This window comes from Massilia orientalis, from assembly GCF_030411975.2.
Taxonomy (GTDB): Bacteria; Pseudomonadota; Gammaproteobacteria; order Burkholderiales; family Burkholderiaceae_D; genus Telluria; species Telluria orientalis.
In genome coordinates this window covers 37,104-62,519 of sequence record NZ_JASNRB020000025.1, presented here as the reverse complement: position 1 = coordinate 62,519, position 25,416 = coordinate 37,104, and the positions used below count along the sequence as shown (strand labels likewise).

The window sequence follows — 25,416 nt, the reverse complement described above, 5'->3', positions numbered from 1 at the left end:
GATGGCGCCGTTCACAGCGCCGCGGCGATGCGCCGTACCGCCTGCGCGACCTCGACCGCCTGCGCCGCCGTCATCGTCGGGCCCATCGGGAGGCTGAGCACCTCGCGATGGATGGTCTCGGCGATCGGGAACCGGCCCTCGGTCATGCCGAGATCGGCGTAGGCCGGCTGCAGGTGCGGTGCGATCGGGTAATGCACCAGCGTGCCGATGCCGGCCTCGGCCAGCCCCTTGGCCAGCGCGTCGCGCTGCGCATGACGCACGACGTACAGGTGCCACACCGGTTCGGCCCACTCGGGCACGACGGGAAGGACGAGGCCGGGGATGCCGGCCAGCTCGGCATCGTAGATCGCCGCCAGCGCGCGCCGCCGGGCGTTCTGGTCATCCAGCACGGGCAACTTGGCCGACAGGATCGCCGCCTGCAGCTCGTCCAGGCGCGAATTGAAGCCGATGGATTCGTTGTGGTATTTCTTCTGGGAGCCGTAGTTGCGCAGCGCGCGCAGTTGCCGTGCCAGTGCGTCGTCGTCGGTCGTGATCGCGCCGCCGTCGCCCAGCGCGCCCAGGTTCTTGCCGGGATAGAAGCTGAACGCGGCGGCGTGCCCCAGCGCACCGGCGCGCCGGCCGCGATAGCGCGCGCCGTGTGCCTGGGCGCCGTCCTCGACGACCTTCAGGCCTTGACGACGTGCGATGTCCATCAGCGGCGCCATGTCGGCGCACTGGCCGTACAGGTGGACCGGCACGATGGCCCTGGTACGCGCCGTGATGGCCGCTTCCACGCGGGCCGGATCGAGGTTGTACGTGCCCACCACCGGCTCCACCGGGACCGGCGTGGCGCCGCAATGCGAGGCGGCCAGCCAGGTGGCGATATAGGTATTGCTGGGAACGATGACTTCATCGCCCGGGCCCACCCCCCATGCCTTGAGCACGAGGAAGATCGCATCCAGCCCGTTGGCCACGCCGATGGCATGGCGCGTACCGCACCAGGCGGCATAGGCTTGCTCGAACGCTTCCACTTCCTTGCCGAGGACATACCAGCCGGACCGCAGCACGCGCCGCATGGCCTGTTCGATGGCGTCTTCCTGCTCGAGGTTGATGGCCTTCAGGTCGAGGAAGGGAATACTCATGCGTGCTCCACAGGAAGGACGCCGCTGTCGCCCATGCGGCGTTTGGCGGCGACGAATTCGTCATAGTCGCGGATGTAGTCTTCCGCTTCGTAATAGTCCGACGCGAACACCATCATCACGGCGTCGCTCGAATATTTGTACTGGATGCCCCAGGTCATCGGCGGCAGGTACAGGCCGATGTCCGGCGCGTCGAGGCGCACTTCGCAGCGGGAGGCCACGTCGTCGACAACCACCGAACAGCTGCCTTTAACGCAGACCAGGAACTGGTGGCACTTGTAGTGCGCGTGTTCGCCGCGGGTCTTGTCGTTGGGGACGTTCATGACCAGGAAGTAGCGTTTCGGCATGAACGGGATTTCACGCATGAACTCGCCGACCGACAGGTCGCCGCGCGGGTCGCCGACGAATTTGAAGCGGTGCAACGTCACGTCGCCGACACCGAGGCGCACGGCCGACGGCGTTTTTGGCGGCGTGGTGATGGTGTGCCACTCGGCCGCCGGCTTGCGTTCGGCCTGCTGCACGTAGTTGACCACGCGAGCCGGCGCGCCGGCCACGATCGCGTACGGCGGCACGTTATGGGTGACCACGGCCCCGGCCACGACTTCGGCGCCCTGGCCGATGCGCACGCCCCGGTGCAGCAGGGCGCCGGCGCCGACGCGGGTGCCGGCGCCGATCACGACGTCGCTGCCGTCCCCGTCCGGCGCCTCGATGGTGACGCCCGGACCGAGGTCGACGCCCTTGTGCAGCCGCACGCCGGGCCAGACCTGGGTGAAGCCGCGCACGCGGCAGCCGGTGCCGATCGCGGCGCCCGCGTAGACCACGACGAAGTCGCCCAGTTGCGCATCGGCGGCGACGGTGGCGCCGTCATGGACGTGGGCGGAGAAGGAACGGGACATGGAATTCTCCTGCATGTTTGGATTCAGACGAGCGTCGCGACGCACACATACTGCCACGCCAGCGCGTCCTGCGCCGCCTGCTCCGGATCGTTGCCGCCGGCCGCGGCGAGCGCCCGGATGGCCGGCAGCCACTGCTCGCGCGCCGGCTCGTCGCGCACCTCGGGCGAGCCGGTGGCCAGTTCGAAGCCGGTCTGGCGCAGCAGGTCGAGCAAGGTGGCGCGAGTGAACAGGCGCAGGTCGTGCGGGCGCACGGGCGTGTCGTCGCGGTAGTGCAGGTCGCCGACGGCGAGCCGGGCCTGTACGCTCCAGTGTTGGGCGTTGCGCACCGAGACGACGACGCGGGTGCCCGGCGCGCTCCGGCGGCGGATGTCGCGCAGCAGGGCCCACGGATCGGGCAGGCTGGTCAGCACGTCGCCGAGAATCCAGCAATCGGCGCCGGCCGCGTAGGTGTCGAACTGCTTGGTCGGCTTCGTGATGTCCATGTTGAACACGAAATCGCAATGCGGACGCGCCTGGTCGGCCAGTTGCGGATCGAGCTCCACGCCGAGGTACTGGCAGATCGGATGGCGGGCGCGGTAGGCCTTGGCGAACAGGCCGTTGCCGCAGCCGACGTCGATCACCTTGGCGGCGTCGGTGGGCACGAAATGCAGCAGATAGGGATCGACGCTGCCGTCGGGCGCCGGCATGTCGTAGTGGTAGCCGCCCGTGCGCTTGACCGTACCCTGCCACGGGTGCTTGATGTAGTGCGGCGTCGTGCGGCCTTCGAAATCTTCGCGGACCCATTGCACGTGCTTGTAAAGGTGGGCGTTGCCGCTGTGGTTTAGCGCCAGCATCGTCTGGATGTTCGGCGCGCCGTGCTTGATCGGCAGCGGCCATTGACGCATCACGTCCAGGTTGACCAGCATGCAGGCCGGGTGCAGGTAGTGGATGGGCCCGTCTTCCGGCTCGTCGTAGCCGCGCTCGTTGACGCGCTGAGTGCTGCCGACGCCCCACATGCCCGGCTCCAGCTCGGCCTGCAGGGTTTCGAGGAAGCCGTCCTTGACGATCTCGACGTCCGAATCGAGGAACAGCGCCTGGCCTTGCAGGTTCAGATTGTGCACGGCCCAGGTCATGCCGGGACCGTGGTGGATGTTGTAGCCGAACGGGATGAACTCGACGTCCGGGAAACGTGCGGCGATGGCACCGATCTGCGTTGCGACCTCGGGACGCGAACCGTCGATCACGTACACTTTGTTCGAATAGAACTGGCGGAAGGTGCGCAGCAGCGCCTCGATCAGGTCGGGCGAGTTGTACGACACCGTGATGACGGGAATTTGATTCGTTTGCATGGTGTGTTTCGAAGAGGCCGAACGTCGTCCTGCCGATCGCAAAGGAAGCGTAATCATACTCTGTTGACCTGTTTTCAGCGAAATTTTGTGGCCTGTGAGCAACCAATAGTTGGCACAATTTTGCGATTGGTTTTCAGAAGGGCAATTTGATTGCAACCATGTCATTCCTATGGCGATTGTTGTGTGTAATCATGCCTTCGTCCATCAACGTTCATACGGGGAGTCATGAGCGAACAACCAACCATCCGACCCGCCGCCCGCCTGGTCGGCAACAAGCTCGTGCTGCGCGAGGTCGAGGTCGCCGATGCGGCCTATATCCTGTCGTTGCGGCTCGATCCCAAAAAGGCGGCGTACCTGTCGGCGGTCGACGCCGACGTGGCCAGGCAGGCCGCCTGGATCGAGCGCTACAAGGCGGACGGCAGCCAGGCTTATTTCATCATCTGCCTGAAGGACGAGGCGGGCGGTGCCGGTCAGCCGGTCGGCACCGTGCGGCTGTACAACGCCGTCGGCGACAGCTTTTCGTGGGGGAGCTGGATCGTCGCCGACGGTGCTCCTACCTATGTGGGGATCGAATCGGCGCTGATCGTCTATCGTTATGCGCTCGACCATCTCGGCTTTCGCAACGCGCATTTCGAGGTCCGCAAGGACAATCGCAGCGTGTGGACGTTCCACGAGCGCTTCGGCGCGCAACGGGTGGCGGAAGACGACGTCGAGTACCGCTTCGAACTGGCGCACGATGCCATCCTCGCGTCGATGGGGCGGTATGCCCGCTTCCTGCCGGCCCCGATCGACGTCGTGCGGCTCGACTGATCAGGCGGCGATGGCGCGCACCAGATATTGGTAGGGCAGGGCGTCCTGCACGGCCAGTTCAGGGTCGGCGCCGGCCGCCGCGGCCAGGGCGCGGATCGCGTCCAGCACGATTTGCGGCGGCTGTTGCGCGTTCACCGTCGTCATGGCGATGAGCGTGAAGCCGTGGTCGGCCAGCAGCGCCGCGAGCGATGCGCGCGTGAACAGGTGCAGGTTGCGGCGGTCCGGCATGTTGCCGGCGGCGAGCAGCGTCTGCAGCAGCCAGTGCTGGCCGTTGTTGACGCACGCGACCAGTTCCACCGGTCCGAGCGCCTGGCGGCGCAGGCGCGCGAGGAAGGTCCACGGGTCGCGCAGGCGTTCCAGCGTTTCCGGGAACAGCCAGCACTGGGCCGCGGCCAGCTGCTGCCAGTCGGCGTCGGTCAGTAGTTCGGCGTCGCGCTCGATGGCGGCGGTGCTCCAGCCTGCGTTTGCGGCCGGCGCGCCGACGGCGGCGCTTATGGCGATATAGTGCGAGTTCGGCACGCGTGCGCGCCACGCCTGGGCCAGGGTCGCGCCGCCCACTTCGACGATGCTGTGCATGCCGGGACGCAGCAGCGACAGCATGCTCTCCTGCTGCAAGGTCAGTTGCGCGGGAGGCGGTACTTCCTGCAGCCGGGCGACGGCTGGTTCGTCCACGGGTTCGACGCCGGCCGGGCGCCTGACGACGGTCGCCAGCAGGTCTTCGTAGTCGCGCACGAAGCGCGGCGTGTCGAACAGCGGGCTCGCGTCGCGGTTGGCCGCGAGGCGCGCGCGCAGCGCGTCCATGCGCGGGCGGTCGTTGCCGAGGGCGATGGCGAGCGCCTCGTAGTCTTCCAGCGCGTGCGTGACGAGTTCCGGCAGGCCCACCGCGCGCAGCAGGCTGCCCGCCATGCGCGAGCAGAAGGTCTGGCCGGCCCACGTCAGCACGGGCAAGCCGGCCCACAGGGCGTCGCTCGCGGTGGTGCCGCCGTTGAACGGATTCGTGTCGAGGAACAGGTCGGCGAGGCGGAAGCGGGCCAGGTAATCGGCCGGCGCCACGCGCCCCGCGAACAGCAGGCGGCTGCCTGCCACGCCGCGCGCCTCGGCCTCGCGCACGAGGTTGGCGCGGGTGGCGTCGCTGTCGGCCACCATCCACAGCACGCTGTCCGGCACCTGTTTCAGGATGCGCATCCAGCTGTCGAACACCTCGGGCGTGACCTTGAAATTGCTGTTGAAGGAGCAGAACACGAACGCGCCTTCCGGCAGGCCGTTCGCCGCGCGCGTGGGCGTGGCGCCGATGGCGCGGCGGCGGTCGTTGATCTGGAACGTGTGCGGCATGCGCAGCGGCCGTTCCGTGAAATGCGGTTCCAACTCCGGCGGGAGCACGAAGTCGTCGGCCACCACGTAGTCGATGCCGGGCACCGCCGTCGGGCCGGGAAAGCCCAGCCACGTCAGCTGCACGGGCGCGGGACGCCAGCCGAGGATGTCGGCGCGCGCGCCCAGCGTGAGGCCGTGCAGGTCGACGAGGATGTCGATCTCGTGCGAGCGGATGCAGCGCGCCGCTTCCTCGTCCGTCATGCGGTCGATGCGGATGTAGTGGTCCATCGCGCCGACCACGCGGGCGCGCAGCGGCGAATTGTCTTCGCGGCTCCAGGAAAACGCGTAGACCTCGACGCGCGCGCGGTCGTGCAGCTCGTACAGTTCGGCCGTCAGGATCGACACCGCGTGCGAGCACAGGTCGGACGACAGGTAGCCGATGCGGATGCGCCTGTGGGCATAGCCCTCGGGCGGCGCCAGCTGCTCGGGCGCCGCATGCACCTTGCGCTCGACGAAGTTGAGCGACGCGGCCAGCTGCTCGGCCGGATCCGGCGACGCGCCCAGCATCGCGAGGGCCGACGTGTGGCGGCGCTGTTCTTCCACCGTGACGGCGCCGAACGCTTCGTAGACCGGCCACACGCACAGCTTCTGGCGCAGGTGCACCCAGTGGGTGATGACCTTGGGCTGGTCCGGATCGAGCTCGAGGCTGCGCGTGAGATAGTCCAGCGCTTCCGGCAGGCGCTTGCGGATCTCGCACAGGCGGCCCAGGTTGTTCAGGGCCTGCACGTGCAGCGCCGGTTTCGCGGCCAGGTCCGGGATGTCGGCGAGGATGCTTTGCCATGCGGCGAGCGCGTCATCGGGCCGGTTCATGCGCTCGTACAGCGTGCCGAGATTCAGGCGCGCCTCGACGAAGCCGGGCGCGAGTTCGATCGCCTTCAGGTAATCGCGGGCGGCGCCTGCATCGTCGCCCACGTTGCCGCGCGCGACGGCGAGGTTGAAGCAGGCGGCGTACGCGGCCGGGGAGGCCGTGTGCGCAATCCAGGTGGCGTACAACCGGATGGCTTCCTGCTGCATGCCCAGTTCGACCAGCGTCTGCGCACCCTGGAACAGTTCACCGAGCGGCAGCACGCCGCGTTCGGCCTGACGGAACAAAGCATCGGTGTGCGCGGGAACATTCATCCTGGATAGGTCTCTCGAGTCTGCTTCGGGGAAGCGTAATCATACTCTGTCAGAGTGTCTCCAGCGAACGTTTGTGGCCTGTGAGCAACCGATTGGCATCAACCGTTTGTACCCAAGTTTTCAATCAAGCATGAACATTTGCAAGGACTGACATGGTTCTTGGTAAACGCGCATCCGCATCCAGTTGCAAATATGGAATCCATTTCCTTGCGGATACATTGTAAAAGAATTAGCACAAGAAAAGATGTCTGTCTAGCAATTTTTCTATTTGCAATGAATTGTAATTAAAAAGCGACAATTTCTTGCGTTTCGACATCGCTGTTTTCATAGGGAAATCCAAATTTTGTTCAATATCAAAGGATCAGCACAATAGTTAATTCGGATAATTTTTTACGAATAAATATTGTTTTCTTGCTACATTGGAAAGTCGTGCAGTTGGTAAAAAAACACGTAGGCCCGATACCCATCGGTGCTTCCATTTCAAGGCGAGAGACATGACAACCAATCCGACTTCTTGCGTTTCCCATGCCCAATCCGGGCTGAACAAACTGGTCCTGGGTGCAGCCGCCGCGCTTGCACTGCTGGGCACGGCACCTGCCATGGCGTCCGTGGTGAACTTTGAATCCCTGAGCCCCGACGGCATCTACGTGGACGGCGACACGCTCGGCGAGGCCGGCTACACGCTGCAAGCCATCGACAATCACGGCGGCACGAGCGGCGTCGTCGGCCTGCTCGTCAACGGCATGGACCCGACCTCCTGCTGGCTGGGCGGCTGTCCTACCAACAACACGAGCCACTCCTACCTGGGCCTGAACGACGGCGGCGTCACGATCAAGAAGGACGACGGCGGCAAGTTCAGCCTGCGCCGCCTCGACTTCGGTTTCGTCGCCCCGTTCGGCGGCCTGCCGAATTTCTCGTATGGCCAACTGCTGCTGACCGGCACGTTCGCGAACGGCGGCACGCTCGGCTACGCGCTCGACTTCCCGGGCCTCGACAACAACGGCAACCCGCTGTTCGACACCGCCACGCTGCCGACCGGCTTCGGCTATGCCGAGCTGACCAGCCTGACGATCCGCGCCTGCCTGTTCGACGGCGCCGGCGGCTGCACGGTGGCGCCGGACATCTCCGATCCGTCGATCTACCAGGCCCAGTTCGCCATCGACAACCTCGCACTGGCCGAAGTGCCGGAGCCGGCCAGCCTCGCGCTGATCGGCCTGGGCATGGGCGCGCTCCTGGCGCGCCGCCGCAAATCCGCTCCTTCGTCCAACAACGCCTAAGCCGCCGAGGTATCGACCATGAAACTGCGTCCCATCACTTCGGCCGTCCTGTTCGCGCTGACCGTCGCGGCCGCCACCCACGCCTATGCCGACGGCGAAGTCCGCCGCTCGTACATCGTCCAGCTGGCCGACAAGCCGGTCGCCACCTATGACGGCGGCGTCAGCGGCCTCACGGCGACCAAGCCGGCCGCCGGGCAGCGCCTGAACGTCGACGCGACGAGCGTCCAGAACTACATCACCTACCTGGAGACCAAGCAGTCCGACGTCCTGTCGACTGTCAACAAGGCCCAGGTCACCAACGAATACAAGGTCGTCTTCAACGGCTTCTCGGCCCTGCTGACCGACGCCGAGGTCCGCGCGCTGAAGAAGAACCCGGGCGTCGCCAGCATCTCGGCGGACTCGATCCTGCAGCTCGACACGAGCTATACCCCGACGTTCCTCGGCCTCGATAAACCGGGCGGCCTGTGGGACCAGCTCGGCGGCCAGGACAAGGCCGGCGAAGGCATCATCATCGGCATCGTCGACGGCGGCATCTGGCCGGAGCACGACAGCTTCGCCGACCGCGTCGACGCGAACGGCAATCCGAGCCGCGACGGCACCAAGCTCGCCTACGATGCCCCGCCGGCGTCCTGGAAGGGCATCTGCCAGGTCGGCGAAGGCTTCGCGGTTACCGATTGCAATAACAAGCTGATCGGCGCGCGCTACTTCAAGCAGCCGACGCAGACCTTGCACTGGACCGAATTTTTGTCGGCGCGCGACTCCGTCGCCGGCGCGGAAGGCCATGGCGGCCACGGCGACCACACGGCCAGCACGGCCGGCGGCAACGCACACGTGACGGCCACCACCAACGGGATCTCGCTCGGCAAGATCACCGGCATGGCGCCGCGCGCCCGCATCGCCGCCTATAAAGTCTGCTGGACCGACGGCGTGACCGGCCTGAACGGCTGCGCGACGTCGAACAGCGTGGCCGCGATCGAACAGGCCGTGAAGGATGGCGTGAACGTCATCAACTTCTCGATCGGCCCGAACGCCGGCGGCGGCCAGTTCAACGAACCGACCGAAGTCGCCTTCCTCGGCGCGGCCGCGGCGGGCGTGTTCGTGGCGGCATCGGCCGGCAACTCCGGTCCGGCGACGGCACCGGTCGCCCACATCAGCCCGTGGCTCACCACCGTCGGCAACTCGACGCACAACCGCACCTATGCGGGCGACGTCGCGCTGGGCAACGGCGTGACCGTCACCGGCGCGTCCGGCAATGCCAACACGCCGTCGTCGCCGCTGATCCTGGCGAAGGATGCCGGCCTGGCGGGCATCGACCCGGCCGATCCAAGCCTGAACCTGTGCTTCGGCCCGGCCGATGGTCCGACCACGTACCTCGATCCGGCCAAGGTGACGGGCAAGATCCTCGTCTGCGACCGCGGCTCGAACGTGCTCGTCAACAAGAGCGCGAACGGCAAGACGGCCGGCGCCGTGGGCGTCATCATCGCCAACACGCCGACCAGCGCATCGACGATCCTGAACCAGGCCCACTCGATCTCGACCGTGCACATCACGGCCGCGGACGGCCAGAAGGTCAAGGATTACTATGCCTCGACCCCGGGCGCCACCGCGGCGCTGAACAACCTGCGCGGCATCGTCGATCCGACCATCGTGGCACCGCAGATGAACAGCAGCTCGTCGCGCGGCCCGAACGTGGCCAACGCCAACATCATGAAGCCGGACGTCACCGCGCCGGGCACGGACATCCTTGCGGCCGTCAGCGCCGACCTGACCAAGGCCCAGCGCGACGCGGTCGCCGGCGGCGCACCGGCGCCGTCGAAGGACTTCGCGTTCTACACCGGCACTTCGATGGCGTCGCCGCACGTGGCCGGCATCGCCGCGCTGCTGAAACAGCGCCATCCGGACTGGACGCCGGCGATGATCAAGTCGGCCCTGATGACGACCGCGTACGACACCTTCAACGATGGCCTGAACGGTTCGGTATCCTGGGACAGCACGGCCCGCACGACCGGCACGCTGCCGTGGGGCCAGGGCGCCGGCCACGTGGCGCCGTCCACTGCCGTCGATCCGGGTCTCGTGTACGACCTGGCCACGATCGACTACGCGCGCTTCCTGTGCGGCCTCGGCATCACCAACGTGTTCAGCCCGGGCACCTGCCCGGCCGTCGGCTCGATCCAGCCGTACAACCTGAACCTGCCGTCGCTGACGGCCGCCAACGTGCTGGGCATCCAGACGCTGACCCGCACGGTGAAGAACGTGGGCGGCAGCGCGGCGACGTACAACGTCAGCACCACGCTGCCGGGCTACACGGTCGACGTGCAGCCGGCCACGCTGAACCTGGCGCCGGGCGCCAGCGCCACGTACACTGTCAAGCTGACCCGCACCAGCGCGCCGATGAACACGTGGGTGTACGGCAAGCTGACCTGGAGCGACGGCACGCACACCGTGCGCAGCCCGCTGACGGCGCGCGCCTCGACGATCGCCGTACCGGCCACGGTGCAGAGCGAAGCGACGTCCGGCACCAAGGTCGTCACCATCGGTACCGGCTACGCCGGCTCGCTGTCCCTCGCCAAGGCCGGCCTGATCCCGGCCACCGAGTTCAGCTCGACGGTCGTCACGGCGACGAACACGGCCAACAGCGTGTGCACGGGCGGCGGCGGCACGGGCGTGAACGTGCACACCGTCACCATCCCGGCCGGCACGACCACGGCCCGCTTCGCGCTGTACGACAGTGACACGGTCGGCACCGGCACCGGCCTGTCCGACCTGGACCTCGTCGTGGCGCGCGGCACGACCGTCGTCGGCACCAGCGGCGGCCAGACGGCCAACGAAATGGTCACGCTGGCCAACCCGCCGGCAGGCGAGTACAAGGTGTGCGTCGTCGGCTACGATCCGGTCGGTGGCAGCGCCAGGTACAAGCTGTCGACCTGGGTGCTGAGCCCGGGCGTCACCGGCGGCAACTTCAGGGCCGTCGCACCGACCCAGGTCGCCCTGGGCGGCACGGCATCGGTGGCGCTGTCGTGGTCCGGTCTCGCGACCGGCAAGCGTCACCTGGGTTCGGTCGCCTACGTGACCGGCGGCGCCACGGTCGGCACGACGATCGTCGAAGTCGACACGACGGATCCGATCCCGCTGTTCCAGAACGCCGGCAACAAGCAGGCGAAGGTCGAGTAATCGGCGGGTTACAGCTCGACCATGGGCCGCCACAAGCGGCCCTCAACGACAAAGGCCGCGGTGCATGCCGCGGCCTTTGTCGTTTGTGATGAAGTATCAGCGTGCCACGGGTGCCATCCCGCCGGGACCGCTGTTCGTGGCGCGCAGCACGCACTGGCCGGCGGCGCACGTCGCGCCCGGATCGGGGACGACGGAGCAGGTCGACATCATGCCCTTCTTGGTGTCCTCGGCCTGGCGCGCGGCCGCGTGTTCGGCCACGAGCGCGCGCAGGCGCGTGCCGTCGTTGTTCTTGCTGGACCACGCGAGGTAGCGCTCGGGGCCGCCGCAGGCCTTGTGGCCCACGCCGATCGTGTGACATTGATCGTCCGTGTCGCAGGCGGCGGCGCCACGCTCGGCCTCGATGCGGGCCAGCAGGGGCGCGCTGCCCGTGGCGGTGGACGGTGCCTGCGGCGCATCGCTGCGGCAGGCGCTGCTCGCGAGCAAGAGGGCCAGGCCGGCCAGGCGGGCAAAGGTGCGGGGTAGGTTGAGCGGGTTCATGGGCCCATGATCGCGTGCACGGAAGCGCTTGGCAAGGGGCGCACGCGCCGTCACGGCACCGTCATATTCAACCGCTACATTGCCCTCATCAATATGCACGGCAAGGCGAGCGCGATGGGTGGGCGTTGGATGGACGAAGGCAGGGCGGGCAAGCGCATCCTCGTGCTGAGCGTGCCCGCGGGCGCCGGCCATACGCGCGCGGCCGAGGCGATCCGTGCCGCCGCGTGCGCCGTCCCCGGCATCGCCGAGGTCATCCACCTGGACGCGACCGCCTACGCGACGCCGCGCCTGCGCCAGGTCTACGCCGACCTCTACATCATGCTCGTGCGCCGCGCGCCGGCGGTGTGGAGCTGGGTCTACGATTACACGAATACGGCCGCGCCGGACGGCTGGGCGCACCGGCTGCGGCGCCGCATCGAACGGCGCGATTGCGCGCCGCTGCTGGCGAAAATCGCCGAGCTGCGCCCGGATGCCATCGTCTGCACGCATTTCCTGCCGGCCGAGATCCTGTCGCGCGAGGTTGCCGATGGCATGCTGCGCTGCCCCGTGTGGGTGCAGGTGACGGACTTCGACCTGCACCGCATGTGGGTGCACCGGCACATGGCCGGCTATTTCGCGGGCAATGACGAAGTGGCGTTCCTGATGGAAAAACACGGCATCGCGCGCGACGGCATCCACGTCACCGGCATCCCGGTCATGCCGGCTTTTATGTGCCGTCCGGACCGCGCCGCGTGTGCCCGCGAACTCGGCATCGATCCGGGCCGCATGACCTTCCTGTTGATGGGCGGCGGCGCGGGGCTGGGCGGCCTGTCCACGCTGGCGCAGCGCCTGCTGGCGATCCCCGGCAATTTTCAGTTGATCGCGCTGGCGGGCCGCAATGCCGCGGAACTGGCGGCGCTGCGACGCCTGGCGGCCGCGTACCCGGGCCGGCTCGTGCCGCAGGGTTTTACGGACAAGGTCGAGCGCCTGATGGCCTGCGCCGACGTGGCCATCACGAAGCCGGGCGGCGCCACGACGGCGGAGTGCCTGGCGCTGGGCCTGCCCATGATCGTGAATGCGTCGATTCCCGGGCAAGAAGAACGCAACGCCAATTTCCTGCTCGAACATGGCGCCGCGATGAAAGCGTTCGATGCGCCGTCGCTGGAATACCGCGTGCGCTACCTGATGGCCCATCCGGCCGAACTCGACACCATGCGTGCCCGCGCCCTCGCGCTGGGCCGTTCCCATGCCGCGGCCGCCGTGCTGGCGGCCATCCTGAAGCAGACCGAACTCATCGATGCCTGTGTTTGAACTTTCCCATGCCGGCCAGTTCGTCGCGACGCTGGCCGCCATCGTCGTTGCCGCATATTTTTTTGCCCGCGTCGAAGTCGAGATCGAAGGCGAGGCCGGCTGGGCCGCGAACCTGCCCACCTGGCGCATCGAAGAGCATCCGCTGCTCGACATCTTCTGGGGCGGCCGCGCGCTGACCGGCTACCACGCGTGGATGTTCTCCTTCATCGGCGTCATTTTTCACTTCCCGCTGGCCTTCGTGGGACGATGGTCGTTGCCGCTGGAAGCACGCGCGCTCGGCGCCGTGATGCTGTTCTGGATCGTCGAGGACTGGCTGTGGTTCGTCGTCAATCCTGCTTTCGGCTGGCGCCGCTTCAAGCGCGAACTGGTCCCCTGGCACAAGCGCTGGTTCGCGGGTGCGCCCGTCGATTACTGGATGTTCGGCGTCGTCAGCGCGCTGCTGTTCTGGTACGCGTACTGACTGGTCCGCCACGACCCTTGCCCAGGTCCAGCGCGTGACGGATGCGCTGGCACAGTTCGCCGGACGTGCGCGAGATCAGCTCGTGGGGAATCTCGAATTTCTCGGTCAGCCGGTCGTAGTCCTCGAAGCCGTACGACACCATGAACGGATGCATGCCCGAGCCGATCGCGGCAGTGAAATCCTTGTGCTCGTCGCCGCACACGTAGGCGCGCGCCGGATTGATGCCGAATTGTTCGCGGATGGCGCGGAACTGGCTCGTCTTCTTTTCCGAGAGCGGAATGTGGACGAGGAAGTCGAGCGCATTGATGTCGATGTCGTGGCGCTGGAACAGCTGGCGCAGCGTCTCCAGCGGTTCGTTCGTGATGTTGCGCGTGACCATGCCGACCACGACGTCCGGCGCGGCGACCAGTTCCCGCACGAGGTCGGGGATGCCTTCGTACATCGTCGCTTCCTGGCGATAGACCTCCGTGAGGCTGTCGACGAGCCTGGACCGGCTGTTCCTGCGCAGGTTCTTCTTGATGATAGCCGGGAATTCCTTCAGTCCGCCCAGGTACTTGAACAGGTTGTGGCGCTTCTGGAACCGGGCTTCGTCGCCGATGTCCAGTCCATGCCGCGAAAAGGCCGCTTCGATGGCGGAAAAGGCGTCGATGGTGGTGCCGTCCGCGTCGAGGATCAGCAGGCGTTTCCTGGATTTGTACATGTGCGTCGTGGCCGGATTCCGTTGCCTCATCATACTCACCAGCACGTTACCGGCGTATGACAGATCAGCGCCAGAACAGCACGAACGCGAGCGCGCCGAACAGGAACCATTTGAAGACGTAATAGACGGTGCGGTTCCAGGCTTTCAACCGCTTGCCGAACCGGCGCAACGCGTACAGGTAGCGGAACGCGCGGTTCAGGCCGCCCGTGCGGTCGCCGATCTCGTTCAGCGCCGCCGACGCGCGCAGGATGAAGCCGCCAACCGCGCGGCCGACGGCCTGCGCCCAGCGGTATTTCAGCGGACGCTCGACGTCGCAGAACAGGATGATGCGGTCGTGCGCCGTCCGGTTGGCGGCGTCGTGCAGATAGGTCTCGTCGAACACGACGTCCTCGCCGTCGCGCCACGCATACGGGATGCCGTCGACGACGATGGCGCAGCGGTCGTCGTTGGGCGTCACGAGCCCGAGGTGGTAGCGCACGGACACGGCCAGCGGATCGCGGTGCAGGCCCAGGGTGCCGCCTGCCGGCAGCAGCGCGAACATCGCCGCCTTGACCGACGGGATGCGCTCCAGGATGGCCACGGTGCGCGGACACAATGTCGCTGCGGATGGATGTGGATTGTCGTACCACTTCAGGTAGAAGCGCTTCCAGCCGCGCCGGAAAAAGGAATTGAAGCCGATGTCGTCGTATTTGTCGGACGGGCGGATGCGCTGCATCTCGTACAGCGCCAGCGCTTCCTGGCGGAACGTGCGCCATTCCTGTTTGAGATCCGCCAGTTCGGGAAAGCAGGATGCGGGCACGAACGGCGTCGTCGGCACGGCGGAAAACAGGTAGCAGAAGCAGTTCAGCGGCGCCGTGAACGTGGAGTGGTCGGACAGCTGCCGGAACACGCCATGGCGCACGCGGCCGCGCAGATGCACGACCACCGCGCTGGCGACGAACAGCAACAGGACGATCCAGCGCATCGGCGGACTCCGCAGTGAAAGGGCGCGCGATCACAACGCGCAACCCTGCCATTGCAGCAGAACGCCTGCGGCGGCGGCCTGACTTGCCTCAATCGGCAGCGGAGGCCCTAACGTGCGAGGCGGACGCGGCGCTTATGCTGAAATGGCGCCTCGGCATCGCGGAGGAGGACAGTCATGACGGACGAATTCAAGCCCGGCGACAAGGTCGAGTGGCACTCGTCGCAGGGAACCGTGCGCGGCACGGTCAAGCAGAAATTGACGGCGCACACGGCGATCAAGCGGCATGCCGTGGCGGCGTCGCCCGAGCATCCGGAATACCTCGTCGTCAGCGACAAGACGGGAGCGGAAGCAGCGCACCGGGGCAGTGCGCTGAAGAAGGTCAACTAGCGGTCCCGTTCAATCGCGCTCGATATCCGCATTCGCGTCGTTGCGGATGAAGCCGGCATCCTGGATGGCGAACACCTTGTCCGGGATCGTCTTGTGATCGACGTGCGTCACCCGCCACACGGTGCGGCCGTCCGCGGCCTGGATCAGCAGCGGCAGCTTCGCCGTCGTGCTCCAGCACACGTGCGTCGTCTGCGTGCCCTGGACGAGCGCGACCCATTCGCAGGCGCCGATGGCGCGTGCGGCCTCGTGCGGCGAGACGGCCGGCACGAGGCGGTAGCCGCCCTTCGGATGGCGCAGGCCATGGCCGAGATCGAACCAGTCGGTGAACTGGCCGATGCGGTACAGGTTGTCGCGGTCGATGTCCGTGCGGATTTTCTTGCCGAGATCCAGCACGGACAGCCGGTAGTCCGGGCTGCCCGGCGTACGCAGCGCGAAACTCTCGGCCTTGTCGTCCGTGCGGCGGCGGATGCGGCGCTCGCCGTCGCGCCAGACTTCCACGTGGTGTTCGACACCGCCGGCGAGATAGGTGGCCTCGAAATGGGTGGCCGCCGGCTCGCCGCGCGTGCTGAAGACGTGGTCGAAGTCCAGCGTGGCGGCGCTGGACAGGGGCGCGGACAAGATGGCCGCGGCCACCATGCAGACAGGAAGGGCGTACTTCATGTCAGTTGCGCACCGCGCGGGCCGAGTCGAAGTAGCGGTACGACTTGCCGCCCACGGTCAGGTCTTTCACCGAGAGCTCGATGCTGTACATGCCCCTGGCGAGCGCCGTGTCCTTCGCGGCGCCGGTCGGATCCGTCGGCAGCTCGAACGTGAGGCCGGTCGCGGCGGCGGCCGGGGTCACGGTCGACGGCGTCACCGTTGGCTGGTCCTTCGTGGCGGGCGTCGCCAGGCCTTCGTTCAGCACGCGGCCGTCGGCCTGCGGCATGGACAGGCCGAGCAGGTAGGCCACGGTCGGTGCCACGTCGACGTTGCCGGACGGCGTCGTCACGACTTTATTCGTCAGGAACGAGGGGCCGTTGGCGATCAGCGTGTTGTGCACGTCCGAGATGCCGAAGCTGCCGTGCATGCCGCGCTGGCCGCCGACGCTTTCGAACTCGATGCCCGGCATGCCCTGCACCGCCGTGTTGTAGTCCCACGAGAACGACACGACGACGTCCGGCTGGCCATTGTTCTGGCGCTTCGCGTTTTCCAGGTTCACCTGTGCCAGCGACAAGGTGCCGGGGATGCTGCCGTAGCGGCTGTCGACGAAGATCGCCCCGTATTCCTCGCGCTGCTGCAGGAACGTCACGAGCTTCTGGACGGTGGCCGCGTCGTGGCCCGGCACGTAGAAGTAGTCGGACCCGCCGTTCGCCGCGACGACGATGCCGTTGGCCGGCAGGCTGCCCGGCGCGGGCACCTTGAAGCTGGCCACCGGCTTCGCGAGCGCCGCGCTGATCGCCTGGTACTTCGTGTTCGCGCTGCCGCACAGGCTGCCGCTCGTGTCGACCTTGACGGGGATGACGGGCTTGCCGTCGGCGGTGAGTCCATACATCGCGCTCGTCGAGCATCCGGAACCGTCATAGGCCGCGAAGCCGCGGTAGGTCAGCAGGTCGGCCGAGCGCACGTCGCCGGAGAACGAGTAGCCGTTCGGATCCGCGGCGCCGATTGCCGCGCCGCTCACGCCGCCGTTGGGCACGGTGCTTGAGGCCGTGATGGCGCGCAGTGGGAACGTCGCCACCGGACCGGAAACGCTGGAGTGGCCGTGGTCGGACACGACGACGATATTGGTCGAGCTGTCCAAGCCGTTGGCGCGCAGCGCGGCGATCAGTTCGCCGAGGCGTGCGTCCTGCGAGCGCAGGCCGGCCTTCATGTTGGCGCTGCCCGGGCCGTAGCCGTGTTCGACGTTGTCCGGCGTGCGGAACCAGATCAGCGACAGCATCGGCTTCTTCTGCGGCAGGATATATTGCGTGTACACCGACATCATGTACTTGTTGGCCGCGTCTTCCGGCGCGCCCTGCGTCGTGTCGGCCGAATCGCGCGCCGCGATGGCGACCTTGCCGTCCGGGTCGAACGCCGTCGTGTTGAACGTGACGTAGCCGGCGCGCGCCGTCGGGTTGCCGTTATTGCCGGCGAGCGTGACGGCGTCGCTGCCCGAATAATTCTTGACGACGTTCGAGGGCAGCGCGAAGCCCGCTCCCTGCAGCTCGGTGACGAGGCTGCGCGGCTGCACGGTGTTCTCGTCGACGAAGACGCCGCCCTTGCCGAGGTCCTGCAGGTACGCGGCGCCCGACTTGCCGATGGTGGCGGTCGTCAGGCCGGCCGCCTGCGCGGTGGCGAACAGGCTCTTCACGAGCAGCATCTGGCCGCCGTAGTAATCGTTCAGCGTGGCCAGCACCGCGTAGTCCTCGGTGAACACGGGGTCCTGGTAATCCTGGGCACTGCCGCCCGCGCCGCTGCCGGCCGGGATCGTGTTGGCGCTGCCCTGCGGCGGCGTCCAGAACGTGTTGCCGTAGAAGCCGCTGGTCTTCGGGAACGACCCCGTCGCGAACGACGACGAATTCATCATCGTGAAGGTCGGGTAGGTCGAGTGGTTGTCGCTGAAGTTCACGCCGCTCTGGCGCAGCGCGTACAGGTTCGGCGTGTCCGTCGCGTTGACGGAATCGGGGCGCAGGCCGTCCCACACCATGACGATGGTGCGGGTCGCAGTCGGCGTGGCCGGCGCGGTCGTGCTGGTATTCGGCGTGGTGGATGCGGTCGTGGTGCCGCCGTCGCTGTCGCTGCCGCAGGCAGCCAGCAGGATGCCGAGCGCGAGCGGGGTAATGAAGGTCGTTGCTAACCTCACGAGGGATCTCCTGGTCGGGTGGGAATCGAGCGCAGGATGGGCGAGGGGCGTGACAGGTTCGTGACAGCAGGGCCTGGCGGCACATTACGTTACAAAGTTAATCCTCCGGTAATGTTAGTAGGTCAGCGTCACCAGCGACACCGCCTGCCTCGGCAACTGCATCCTGACGGTCGCCGTGCCGTCCGTGGTCTGCAGCGTCGACGCGGGAGCGAGCTCCGCCAGCTCGCTGGCCTTCTGCAGCTCGGCCACCTGCGCCGGCGTCGGGTTTGCGGGCGAGCCCATGCGCTTCCACGCGGCGTACGAGTTGCCGTGCTCCTGGTCGATGCGGTAGTGGCGCATCTGCACCCGTTTGGCGGGAATGCCGGCGATCCGCAGTTCGACGGGCGAGCCGGCGTCGATGATGTCGTCGTCGTGGTAGTTCCAGACCAGGACGGACACGCTGTGCGCGTCCTTCGCCGCCAGCGCATCGATGTCGGTGCGCGCGCCGCGCACGCCGGCGGCCTGGATGCGGGCCGCGTCGTAGGCGCGGTCGCCCGTCACCGCCACGCGCTCGCCGCGCATCTTGCCGAGCATGCGGAACACGTTCAGCACCGGCTTGTTGACGCCGTTGGTCGCCAGGTCGCGGAAGCCCGCGAACCACGGCTGGTCTTCGAACTCGAACGACCAGTTCACCGCGCCGATCAGGTTTACGCCGCGCCGTGCGGCCAGGTCGTATTCGCGTGCGATCGACGCGGCCGTGTAGCTGGCGTACAGCGTGCCGTTGCGGTAGGCGTTTTCCGGGTTGGTCTGCATGCCGCAGGCGGCGCAGCCTTCCGGGTCGGATTCGCCGATGATGACGGGGACGTTCTTCAGCTCCGGGTATTTTTCGACGAGCGCGAAGCCTTCGTCGAGGTGGCGGAAGTGCGCGTCCATGCCCATGCGCACGATGCCGTCGACGACCTTAGGCGCGCCCTTGGCGTGGAAGGCGACGAAGTCCAGCGGCGTGCCGGTCTTGCCGGTCGCGTAATTGGTCTCGTGCAGGCAGTGCTGCAGGAAGTCGTCCATGAAGCGGCCCGCGCCGGCCGTGTGCGGCCCGCCGATGCGCGCCGTCGGCAGCGCGCGTTTCACCGCGTCGGCCGCGTAGTCGTACATCTTGAAGTACTCGCGCTTCGTGTCCGGCGCGATGAGGTAGAGGCCGTCCGGCTCGTTCCACACTTCCCAGTACCAGCTCTCGACTTCCTTCTGCCCATAGCGCGCCACGCTGTGCTTCACCCACTGGTAGACCAGCTCGGACCACTTGGCGTAATCCTTCGGCGGCGTGGCCCAGCCGGTCATGATCTCCTTGTAGGGCGTGCCCGGCTTCCAATGGTGGCGGTAGGGCTGCGGGCGCTGCGACAGCGCTTCCGGCATGAAGCCGATCTGCGCCAGCGGCTTCATGCCGCGTTCGATGTACGTGTCGAAGATGCGGTCGATGATCGTCCAGTCGTAGACCGGCTTGCCGTCCTTGTCCTCGCTGTACATATTCGTCGAGCCCCACTTGAGCGCATAGCTGCCGTCGCCCGACGTCATGAGGTTGTGCGCGCGGACGTACACGGGGACGGGGCTCAGCGCGGCGATGTCGCTCAGCAGCTTTTTACCGTTGGGCGCCGTCGTGTAGTTCGGTTCGTCGTAGCCGAACCAGGCCCAGATGGGCGTCATGGGGCCCTTGACCTGCGTGGCGTCGATGGCCAGCCTGACCGGCTGTGGCGTGGAAGGTTCGGCGGCGTGCAGCGGCGCGCAGGCCGCGAGGAGGAAGGCGGCGAGGTGTCTCTTCATTTTTTTTCTCGTGGATCGGTCCGATGGGGTGATGCTAGGCCGATCCACGATGGCCGTCCAATGACGGTTTTTCCGGTGTCGATACCGGATCGGATATCGCCCGCTCAGCTCTTGCGGACGAATTCCGACTTCAGGCTCATCGCGCCGAAGCCGTCGATCTTGCAGTCGATGTCGTGGTCGCCGTCGACGAGGCGGATGTTCTTGACCTTGGTGCCCTGCTTGACGACGCCGCCGCCGCCCTTCAGTTTCAGGTCCTTGATGACGGTGACGGTGTCGCCGTCCTGCAGCACATTGCCGGCCGCATCGCGCCACACGCGGGCCGTCTCTTCCGCCGCCGCGTCGGCCTTGACGGGCCATTCGTGCGCGCATTCCGGGCAAACGTAGTTGCCCATGCCGTCTTCGTAAGTCAGCGTGGAACCGCAGGTGGGGCAGGGAGGCAAGGTCGTCATGGCAGGGTGTGAAAGGGACAGTGGAATGCAAAACGCCAACCGCAGGGGTTGGCGTTGCTGGAATTCTTGGTGGCCCGGGGCGGAATCGAACCACCGACACAAGGATTTTCAATCCTCTGCTCTACCAACTGAGCTACCAGGCCAAGGCGGCGCAGTATAGCACGGCTTAACAAAAAACCCTAATTTTTTGCTGCGGCACGTTCCTCATGCTGGCGATCGAGCGCCAGGCGCAGCTCCTTGCGGGCCTTCGCTTCCTTGTGGCGGCGCAGCTCGTCCGGCCCGAAGGGGCGCAGCGGCGGCACGGGGACGGGCTGCTTGTCGTCGCCCACGGCCACCATCGTGAAGAAGCAGCTGTTCACGTGGCGCACCTGCTGCGTGCGGATGTCCTCGGCCACGACCTTGATGCCGATTTCCATCGACGTGCGGCCCGTGTAGTTCACGGCGGCCAGGAACGTCACCAGCTCGCCCACGTGGATGGGCTGGCGGAACGTCACCTGGTCGACGCTCATCGTCACGACATAGGTGCCGGCATAGCGGCTGGCGCAGGCGTAGGCCACCTGGTCGAGCAGTTTCAGGATGTTCCCGCCGTGCACGTTACCGGAAAAGTTCGCGGTGTCCGGCGTCATCAGGACCGTCATGGTGAGTTGGTGGGCAGGCAGGTTCATGGCGTCGAGCGTAAAGATGAAGAATAGGGAGGATGTTGCCTGAGAAACCCGGTTGCGGCAACAACCCCTATCGTTTGGTCAGAACGCTTCCCAGTCCGCCTCCACCGTGGCAGGGGTCTTGCGGGCGGCAACGGGCTTCCGTGCCGGCCGGGCTGGGGGCGCGGGCGCGGCAGCGGGCGCCGCGCGGCGTGCCGACGGCAGCGCCGGCTTCGGCGCCGGTTGGGCCTTCGCCTGGACCCGGAACACTTCCACCAGCCCGGCCAGCGCCTGCGCCTGTGCATGCATCGCCCGCGTCGCGGCCGCCGATTCCTCGACGAGCGCCGCGTTCTGCTGCGTGACGCCGTCCATCTGCACGATGGCCTGGTTGACCTGGCCGATGCCGCTGGCCTGTTCGCGGCTGGACGCGACAATCTCGTTCATGATGCCGGTGACGCGGCCGATGCTGTCGACGATGTCGCGCATCGTCTGGCCGGCCTGCCCCGCCAGGGTCGCGCCGTCGGCCACGCGCTGGGTGGAAGCGTCGATCAGGTCCTTGATCTCCTTCGCGGCGGCGCCCGAGCGCTGGGCGAGGGCGCGCACCTCGGCGGCGACGACGGCGAAGCCGCGCCCCTGCTCGCCGGCGCGCGCCGCTTCCACGGCGGCGTTCAGGGCCAGGATATTCGTCTGGAAGGCGATGCCGTCGATGACGGCGATGATGTCGACGATGCGCGCGGACGACGCATTGATCGCGCCCATCGTGTCGACCAGTTGCCCGACCATCGCGCCGCCCTGCTGCGCCACGCGCGCGGCGTCGCCGGCCATGCGGTTGGCTTCCTCGGCGCTCGTCGCGTTCTGGCCGACCGCCTGCGTCAGTTCTTCCATCGACGACGCCGTCTCTTCCAGCGCCTGCGCCTGGCTTTCCGTGCGGTGCGACAGGTCCTGCGCCTCGCCGGCCATCGTCGTGGCGGCGGCGACGATCGTGCCGGTGCCCGCGCGCACGTCCGCGACGATGCCGGCGAGGCTCGCGCGCATGCGCTCGAGGGCGGCCATCAGGCTGTCCTTGTCGCCGGCGACCACCGGCACGGCCACGCACAGGTTGCCGCCCGCGATCTCGGCCGCCACCTGCGCGGCGCGGGCCGGTTCGCCGCCCAGGCGCCGGAACAGGATGCGCGCGCACAACGTGCCGGCGACGATGCTGAAGACGAGCGTGGCGAGGCACAGCGCGGTGAGGACGTGGCTGCTGCGGTCCGCGGACGCGAGCACGGTGGCGACGCGGGTATCGATCTCTTTCTGCTGCAGCTCCAGCAGCGCCTTGACCTGGCCGAGGTATGCGGTCACGGCGGGCACGAATTCGTCGTCGAAGACCTTGCGGGCCTCGGCATCGTTGCCCGCCTTCTTGAGCGCCATCACGCGGTCGCGCGTGACGATGTAGCGCTGGCGCGCCGTGCCGATCCGCTCGAACACGGCGCGTTCTTCCGGCGTGCCGAGCAGGTCGCCGACCTGCTTCTGCAGCGCGGTGGTGCGCGTCGTCGAATCCTGCGTTTCGGCGGCGTAGTAGGTCGCGAGTTCCGGATCGGCGGAGCGGGCGATGGCCCCGGTGCGCTTGGCGGCGACCGACGTGTTCAGCAGCCAGCCGGAAATCAGCCGCTCCTTCACGAGCGGACGCTGCGTGAGCGCCTGGGTGTCGTCCGACAGGACCTGCAGGCGCCAGATGGCGATGGCCGTCGCGAGGAACGACAGCACGATGACGACGGCGAACGCGAACCTGAGCTGGTTGCGCACGCCGATGGTGGCGATGGATTTCATGGGACTCCTTGGGTTTCCGGGCAACAAGAGTCAATGAAAATCGCAACGGGGCCGGTCCGCCTTGAGGCGACTCAGGACAGTGCCGGATAGATGGCATGCCCATCCGGCGCGGGTGAAATCGGCTAGGATGGCACCATGGCTATCCTTCTTGTCCCCGGCTTCATGGCCGATGAAACGTTATGGGACGACATGGTGCCGGCGCTGGCGCGCTTCGGTCCCGTCGTCCATGCCGACCTGCGCCACGACACGTCGGTCGAGGCGATGGCGCGCCGCGTCCTCGCGACGGCGCCGCCGACCTTCCTGCTCGTGGGTTTTTCGATGGGCGGCTATGTCGCGCGCGCGATCGCGCGCCAGGCGCCCGACCGGGTGCGCGCGCTCGTGCTGATGTCGACGTCCACCCGCGGCGACACGGCCGCGCTGCAGAAGCGCAAGGGCGCGATCGGCAACGCGGCGCCGTCCATCGCCTTCAGCGGCCTCAGTCGCACGGCCGTCGCCACGTCGCTGCATCCGAAGCAGCGCGACAACGACGCGCTGATCGAGCGAATCCGCGCGATGGGCATGCGCCTCGGCGGTGAGGTGTTCCGGCGGCAGTCGCTGCTGGACCGGCCGGGCGACCTCGAACGGTCAGGCGAGATCCGCTGCCCGACGCTCGTCGTGGCGGCGGAAAACGACCAGTTGCGCAGCCTGGCGGAAGCGCAGGAGATGGCGGCCGCCATCCCCGGCGCCACGCTCGCCGTCATCGAGGACACGGGCCACATGATTCCGATCGAGGCGCCGCAGCGCCTGCTCGACGTCATCGTGCCCTGGCTGGCCGCGCAGGCGGAAGGCTGACGCTTACGCCTGGTTCTGCAGCGCGCGGATCGCCTCCGCCACGCCCTGGCCGTACGCCGTGTCCGCTTTCAGGAAATGGCCGATCTGGCGATCCTGCGTGGCGGCATCCGCATTGGACAGCGAACCGGCGATGTTGGCGATGAGGTTGCGCTTGCCTTCTTCGGTGAGCAGGCGGAACAGGTTGCCCGCCTGCGTGAAGTGGTCGTCGGTGGCGCGGGTGTCGTAGCGGCCCGCGTTGCCTTCCACCGGCCAGCCGGCGTCGCCGTGGCCGAAGCCGCCGACGGCCGGGACGTCCGCATGCACTGGGTCATAATTCGGCGCCGCGCCGCCGTTGGCGACGGCCATCGCGCCGTCGCGCTGCTGGTTGTGGAACGGGCAGCGCGGACGGTTCACCGGCAGGTGCTGGTGGTTCGTGCCGACGCGGTACAGCTGGGCGTCGTGGTAGGCGAACAGGCGCGCCTGCAGCATCTTGTCCGGGCTGTAGCCCAGGCCCGGCACGATGTTCGACGGCGACAGGGCGGCCTGCTCGACGTCGGCGTGGTAATTGTCCGGATTGCGGTTCAGCTCCAGGATGCCGACGGGGATGCGCGGGAATTCTCCCTGCGGCCACACCTTGGTCAGGTCGAACGCATCCCAGCCGGTCTGCGCTTCCCAGGCGGCGCGCCGGGCGTCGTCCATCACCTGGATCTCCACGCTCCAGCGCGGGTAGTCGCCTGTTGCGATCGCGTTGAACAGGTCGCGCTGCGCATAGTCCGGGTCGACGCCGGCGAGGCGCTGGGCTTCCGCCGCCGTCAGGTTCCTGATGCCCTGCAGCGTCTTGAAGTGCCACTTGACCCACACGCGCTCGCCCGCGTCGTTGATCAGGCTGTAGGTGTGGCTGCCGAAGCCGTCCATGTGGCGGTAGCCGTCCGGCGTGCCGCGGTCCGAGAACAGGATCGTCACCTGGTGCAGGCTCTCCGGCGCCTTGCTCCAGAAGTCCCACACGTTCTGCGCGGATTTCAGGTTCGTCTGCGGATCGCGTTTCTGCGTGTGGATGAAGTCCGGGAACTTGATGCCGTCCTTCAGGAAGAACGTCGGCGTGTTGTTGCCGACCAGGTCCCAGTTGCCTTCCTCGGTGTAGAAGCGGACGGCGAAACCGCGCGGATCGCGTTCCGTGTCGGCCGAGCCTTTTTCGCCGCCGACGGTCGAGAAGCGCAGGAACGTTTCCGTCTGCCTGCCGATGGCCGCGAACAGTTTCGCCTTCGTGTACTTGCTGACGTCGTGGGTGACGGTGAAGGTGCCGTATGCGCCCGAACCCTTCGCGTGCACGACGCGCTCGGGGATGCGCTCGCGGTTGAAGTGCTGCAGCTTCTCGATCAGGTGGAAGTCCTGCAGCAGCACGGGGCCGCGCGGACCGGCCGTGATCGAGTTCTGGTTGTCGTTGACGGGAATACCGGAGGCGGTGGTCAGTTGGGTCATGGCGGCTCTTTCATGGTTAAGCTATCGACGAATATTCATCGATAGCTGTGATCTATTCATAACCATGGTAGAGCTTGCGGGGCATTCGTGCAAACTATCCGTTTATATGGATCTAATAGATAAAATTAATTACCTAAAAGCATCCTCGTAGCAGCGGACTATTGCTCGAACACCGGGGTCAGAGC

Annotated in this window: 21 protein-coding genes and 1 tRNA gene; 7 read left to right on the top strand and 15 right to left on the bottom strand. The window is 67.0% G+C overall.

What is annotated here, in order from left to right:
* Nucleotides 1-11 precede the first annotated feature (11 nt).
* From QPK29_RS28570 to QPK29_RS28560, 3 genes are read right to left on the bottom strand one after another with little or no spacing between them, the layout of a single operon-like run.
* A complete protein-coding gene (locus tag QPK29_RS28570; protein ID WP_371771810.1) occupies nucleotides 12-1,121 on the bottom strand; it encodes a DegT/DnrJ/EryC1/StrS family aminotransferase in 1,110 nt (369 codons plus the stop codon).
* Entirely contained in the window at nucleotides 1,118-2,014 is an 897-nt protein-coding gene (locus QPK29_RS28565; protein WP_371771811.1) for a WxcM-like domain-containing protein, read from the bottom strand. Before QPK29_RS28565 ends, QPK29_RS28570 begins: the two co-directional genes overlap by 4 nt.
* 23 nt (nucleotides 2,015-2,037) lie before the next feature.
* A complete protein-coding gene (locus QPK29_RS28560) occupies nucleotides 2,038-3,342 on the bottom strand; it encodes a bifunctional glycosyltransferase/class I SAM-dependent methyltransferase (RefSeq protein WP_371771812.1) in 1,305 nt (434 codons plus the stop codon).
* 225 nt (nucleotides 3,343-3,567) lie between these two features.
* Here QPK29_RS28560 and QPK29_RS28555 point away from each other — a divergent pair, with 225 nt between their 5' ends.
* Nucleotides 3,568-4,152 carry a GNAT family N-acetyltransferase gene (locus tag QPK29_RS28555; RefSeq protein WP_371771813.1) on the top strand — a complete coding sequence of 195 codons (585 nt, stop codon included), beginning with the start codon at nucleotides 3,568-3,570 and terminating at the stop codon, nucleotides 4,150-4,152.
* Here QPK29_RS28555 and QPK29_RS28550 read toward each other — a convergent pair whose 3' ends face one another.
* The gene (locus QPK29_RS28550; RefSeq protein ID WP_371771814.1) at nucleotides 4,153-6,642 is read right to left on the bottom strand and encodes an O-linked N-acetylglucosamine transferase, SPINDLY family protein; all 2,490 of its coding nucleotides are present in this window, start codon (nucleotides 6,640-6,642) and stop codon (nucleotides 4,153-4,155) included.
* Between the two features lie 494 nt (nucleotides 6,643-7,136).
* Here QPK29_RS28550 and QPK29_RS28545 point away from each other — a divergent pair, with 494 nt between their 5' ends.
* Nucleotides 7,137-7,919, top strand: a complete 783-nt coding sequence (locus tag QPK29_RS28545; RefSeq protein ID WP_371771815.1) for an NF038120 family PEP-CTERM protein — start codon at nucleotides 7,137-7,139, stop codon at nucleotides 7,917-7,919.
* 18 nt (nucleotides 7,920-7,937) lie between these two features.
* The gene (locus tag QPK29_RS28540; RefSeq protein WP_371771816.1) at nucleotides 7,938-11,090 is read left to right on the top strand and encodes a S8 family serine peptidase; all 3,153 of its coding nucleotides are present in this window, start codon (nucleotides 7,938-7,940) and stop codon (nucleotides 11,088-11,090) included.
* A gap of 96 nt (nucleotides 11,091-11,186) precedes the next feature.
* On the opposite strand, the gene QPK29_RS28535 is transcribed toward QPK29_RS28540, so the two are convergent.
* On the bottom strand, nucleotides 11,187-11,627 hold the full coding sequence (locus QPK29_RS28535) for a hypothetical protein (RefSeq protein ID WP_371771817.1): 441 nt from the start codon (nucleotides 11,625-11,627) through the stop codon (nucleotides 11,187-11,189).
* A 129-nt stretch (nucleotides 11,628-11,756) separates the two neighbouring features.
* On the opposite strand from QPK29_RS28535, the gene QPK29_RS28530 reads away from it, so the two are divergent.
* Together QPK29_RS28530 and QPK29_RS28525 are read left to right on the top strand one after the other, a co-directional pair.
* The gene (locus QPK29_RS28530; protein ID WP_449821244.1) at nucleotides 11,757-12,917 is read left to right on the top strand and encodes an MGDG synthase family glycosyltransferase; all 1,161 of its coding nucleotides are present in this window, start codon (nucleotides 11,757-11,759) and stop codon (nucleotides 12,915-12,917) included.
* Nucleotides 12,910-13,377 (top strand): hypothetical protein, encoded by a 468-nt coding sequence (locus tag QPK29_RS28525; protein WP_400189876.1) that lies wholly within the window; start codon nucleotides 12,910-12,912, stop codon nucleotides 13,375-13,377. The genes QPK29_RS28530 and QPK29_RS28525 overlap by 8 nt, the downstream gene beginning before the upstream one ends.
* Here the strand turns inward: QPK29_RS28525 and QPK29_RS28520 are convergent.
* Nucleotides 13,346-14,077 (bottom strand): HAD family hydrolase, encoded by a 732-nt coding sequence (locus tag QPK29_RS28520; protein ID WP_056129240.1) that lies wholly within the window; start codon nucleotides 14,075-14,077, stop codon nucleotides 13,346-13,348. The two genes, QPK29_RS28525 and QPK29_RS28520, sit on opposite strands and share 32 nt — an antisense overlap.
* Before the next feature lie 64 nt (nucleotides 14,078-14,141).
* Nucleotides 14,142-15,041: an aspartyl/asparaginyl beta-hydroxylase domain-containing protein gene (locus QPK29_RS28515; protein WP_371771820.1), complete on the bottom strand. Its 900-nt coding sequence runs from the start codon at nucleotides 15,039-15,041 to the stop codon at nucleotides 14,142-14,144.
* A 174-nt stretch (nucleotides 15,042-15,215) separates the two neighbouring features.
* On the opposite strand from QPK29_RS28515, the gene QPK29_RS28510 reads away from it, so the two are divergent.
* Complete coding sequence (locus QPK29_RS28510) at nucleotides 15,216-15,428, top strand: hypervirulence associated TUDOR domain-containing protein (RefSeq protein ID WP_371771821.1); 213 nt, start codon at nucleotides 15,216-15,218, stop codon at nucleotides 15,426-15,428.
* A 9-nt stretch (nucleotides 15,429-15,437) separates the two neighbouring features.
* Here QPK29_RS28510 and QPK29_RS28505 read toward each other — a convergent pair whose 3' ends face one another.
* The 7 genes from QPK29_RS28505 to QPK29_RS28475 form a co-directional block, all read right to left on the bottom strand.
* On the bottom strand, nucleotides 15,438-16,088 hold the full coding sequence (locus QPK29_RS28505; protein WP_371771822.1) for a hypothetical protein: 651 nt from the start codon (nucleotides 16,086-16,088) through the stop codon (nucleotides 15,438-15,440).
* A 1-nt stretch (nucleotide 16,089) separates the two neighbouring features.
* Nucleotides 16,090-18,249 (bottom strand): alkaline phosphatase family protein, encoded by a 2,160-nt coding sequence (locus QPK29_RS28500; protein ID WP_371771823.1) that lies wholly within the window; start codon nucleotides 18,247-18,249, stop codon nucleotides 16,090-16,092.
* Nucleotides 18,250-18,363: 114 nt separating this feature from the next.
* Complete coding sequence (locus QPK29_RS28495; protein ID WP_371771824.1) at nucleotides 18,364-20,043, bottom strand: GH39 family glycosyl hydrolase; 1,680 nt, start codon at nucleotides 20,041-20,043, stop codon at nucleotides 18,364-18,366.
* 104 nt (nucleotides 20,044-20,147) lie between these two features.
* Nucleotides 20,148-20,492: a zinc ribbon domain-containing protein YjdM gene (locus QPK29_RS28490; protein WP_105380867.1), complete on the bottom strand. Its 345-nt coding sequence runs from the start codon at nucleotides 20,490-20,492 to the stop codon at nucleotides 20,148-20,150.
* A gap of 67 nt (nucleotides 20,493-20,559) precedes the next feature.
* Nucleotides 20,560-20,635 (bottom strand) — tRNA-Phe (locus tag QPK29_RS28485).
* Nucleotides 20,636-20,671: 36 nt separating this feature from the next.
* Nucleotides 20,672-21,157, bottom strand: coding sequence for an acyl-CoA thioesterase (locus QPK29_RS28480; RefSeq protein WP_056129259.1), 486 nt, complete (start codon nucleotides 21,155-21,157; stop codon nucleotides 20,672-20,674).
* Between the two features lie 78 nt (nucleotides 21,158-21,235).
* Nucleotides 21,236-22,942: a methyl-accepting chemotaxis protein gene (locus QPK29_RS28475; protein ID WP_371771825.1), complete on the bottom strand. Its 1,707-nt coding sequence runs from the start codon at nucleotides 22,940-22,942 to the stop codon at nucleotides 21,236-21,238.
* Nucleotides 22,943-23,077: 135 nt separating this feature from the next.
* Between QPK29_RS28475 and QPK29_RS28470 the strand changes: the two genes are divergently transcribed.
* On the top strand, nucleotides 23,078-23,773 hold the full coding sequence (locus tag QPK29_RS28470; RefSeq protein ID WP_371771826.1) for an alpha/beta fold hydrolase: 696 nt from the start codon (nucleotides 23,078-23,080) through the stop codon (nucleotides 23,771-23,773).
* A 3-nt stretch (nucleotides 23,774-23,776) separates the two neighbouring features.
* On the opposite strand, the gene QPK29_RS28465 is transcribed toward QPK29_RS28470, so the two are convergent.
* Entirely contained in the window at nucleotides 23,777-25,231 is a 1,455-nt protein-coding gene (locus QPK29_RS28465; RefSeq protein WP_371771827.1) for a catalase, read from the bottom strand.
* Nucleotides 25,232-25,416 lie beyond the last annotated feature (185 nt).

What these genes read in the sequence shown, in the direction of transcription:
- QPK29_RS28540 (WP_371771816.1), top strand. Translation starts at nt 7,938, where the DNA reads ATGAAACTGCGTCCCATCACTTCGGCCGTCCTGTTCGCGCTGACCGTC.
- QPK29_RS28465 (WP_371771827.1), bottom strand. Translation starts at nt 25,231, where the DNA reads ATGACCCAACTGACCACCGCCTCCGGTATTCCCGTCAACGACAACCAG.
- QPK29_RS28495 (WP_371771824.1), bottom strand. Translation starts at nt 20,043, where the DNA reads ATGAAGAGACACCTCGCCGCCTTCCTCCTCGCGGCCTGCGCGCCGCTG.
- QPK29_RS28555 (WP_371771813.1), top strand. Translation starts at nt 3,568, where the DNA reads ATGAGCGAACAACCAACCATCCGACCCGCCGCCCGCCTGGTCGGCAAC.
- QPK29_RS28470 (WP_371771826.1), top strand. Translation starts at nt 23,078, where the DNA reads ATGGCTATCCTTCTTGTCCCCGGCTTCATGGCCGATGAAACGTTATGG.
- QPK29_RS28565 (WP_371771811.1), bottom strand. Translation starts at nt 2,014, where the DNA reads ATGTCCCGTTCCTTCTCCGCCCACGTCCATGACGGCGCCACCGTCGCC.
- QPK29_RS28515 (WP_371771820.1), bottom strand. Translation starts at nt 15,041, where the DNA reads ATGCGCTGGATCGTCCTGTTGCTGTTCGTCGCCAGCGCGGTGGTCGTG.
- QPK29_RS28560 (WP_371771812.1), bottom strand. Translation starts at nt 3,342, where the DNA reads ATGCAAACGAATCAAATTCCCGTCATCACGGTGTCGTACAACTCGCCC.
- QPK29_RS28505 (WP_371771822.1), bottom strand. Translation starts at nt 16,088, where the DNA reads ATGAAGTACGCCCTTCCTGTCTGCATGGTGGCCGCGGCCATCTTGTCC.
- QPK29_RS28570 (WP_371771810.1), bottom strand. Translation starts at nt 1,121, where the DNA reads ATGAGTATTCCCTTCCTCGACCTGAAGGCCATCAACCTCGAGCAGGAA.
- QPK29_RS28480 (WP_056129259.1), bottom strand. Translation starts at nt 21,157, where the DNA reads ATGAACCTGCCTGCCCACCAACTCACCATGACGGTCCTGATGACGCCG.
- QPK29_RS28475 (WP_371771825.1), bottom strand. Translation starts at nt 22,942, where the DNA reads ATGAAATCCATCGCCACCATCGGCGTGCGCAACCAGCTCAGGTTCGCG.
- QPK29_RS28490 (WP_105380867.1), bottom strand. Translation starts at nt 20,492, where the DNA reads ATGACGACCTTGCCTCCCTGCCCCACCTGCGGTTCCACGCTGACTTAC.
- QPK29_RS28550 (WP_371771814.1), bottom strand. Translation starts at nt 6,642, where the DNA reads ATGAATGTTCCCGCGCACACCGATGCTTTGTTCCGTCAGGCCGAACGC.
- QPK29_RS28545 (WP_371771815.1), top strand. Translation starts at nt 7,137, where the DNA reads ATGACAACCAATCCGACTTCTTGCGTTTCCCATGCCCAATCCGGGCTG.
- QPK29_RS28520 (WP_056129240.1), bottom strand. Translation starts at nt 14,077, where the DNA reads ATGTACAAATCCAGGAAACGCCTGCTGATCCTCGACGCGGACGGCACC.
- QPK29_RS28535 (WP_371771817.1), bottom strand. Translation starts at nt 11,627, where the DNA reads ATGAACCCGCTCAACCTACCCCGCACCTTTGCCCGCCTGGCCGGCCTG.
- QPK29_RS28530 (WP_449821244.1), top strand. Translation starts at nt 11,757, where the DNA reads ATGGACGAAGGCAGGGCGGGCAAGCGCATCCTCGTGCTGAGCGTGCCC.
- QPK29_RS28510 (WP_371771821.1), top strand. Translation starts at nt 15,216, where the DNA reads ATGACGGACGAATTCAAGCCCGGCGACAAGGTCGAGTGGCACTCGTCG.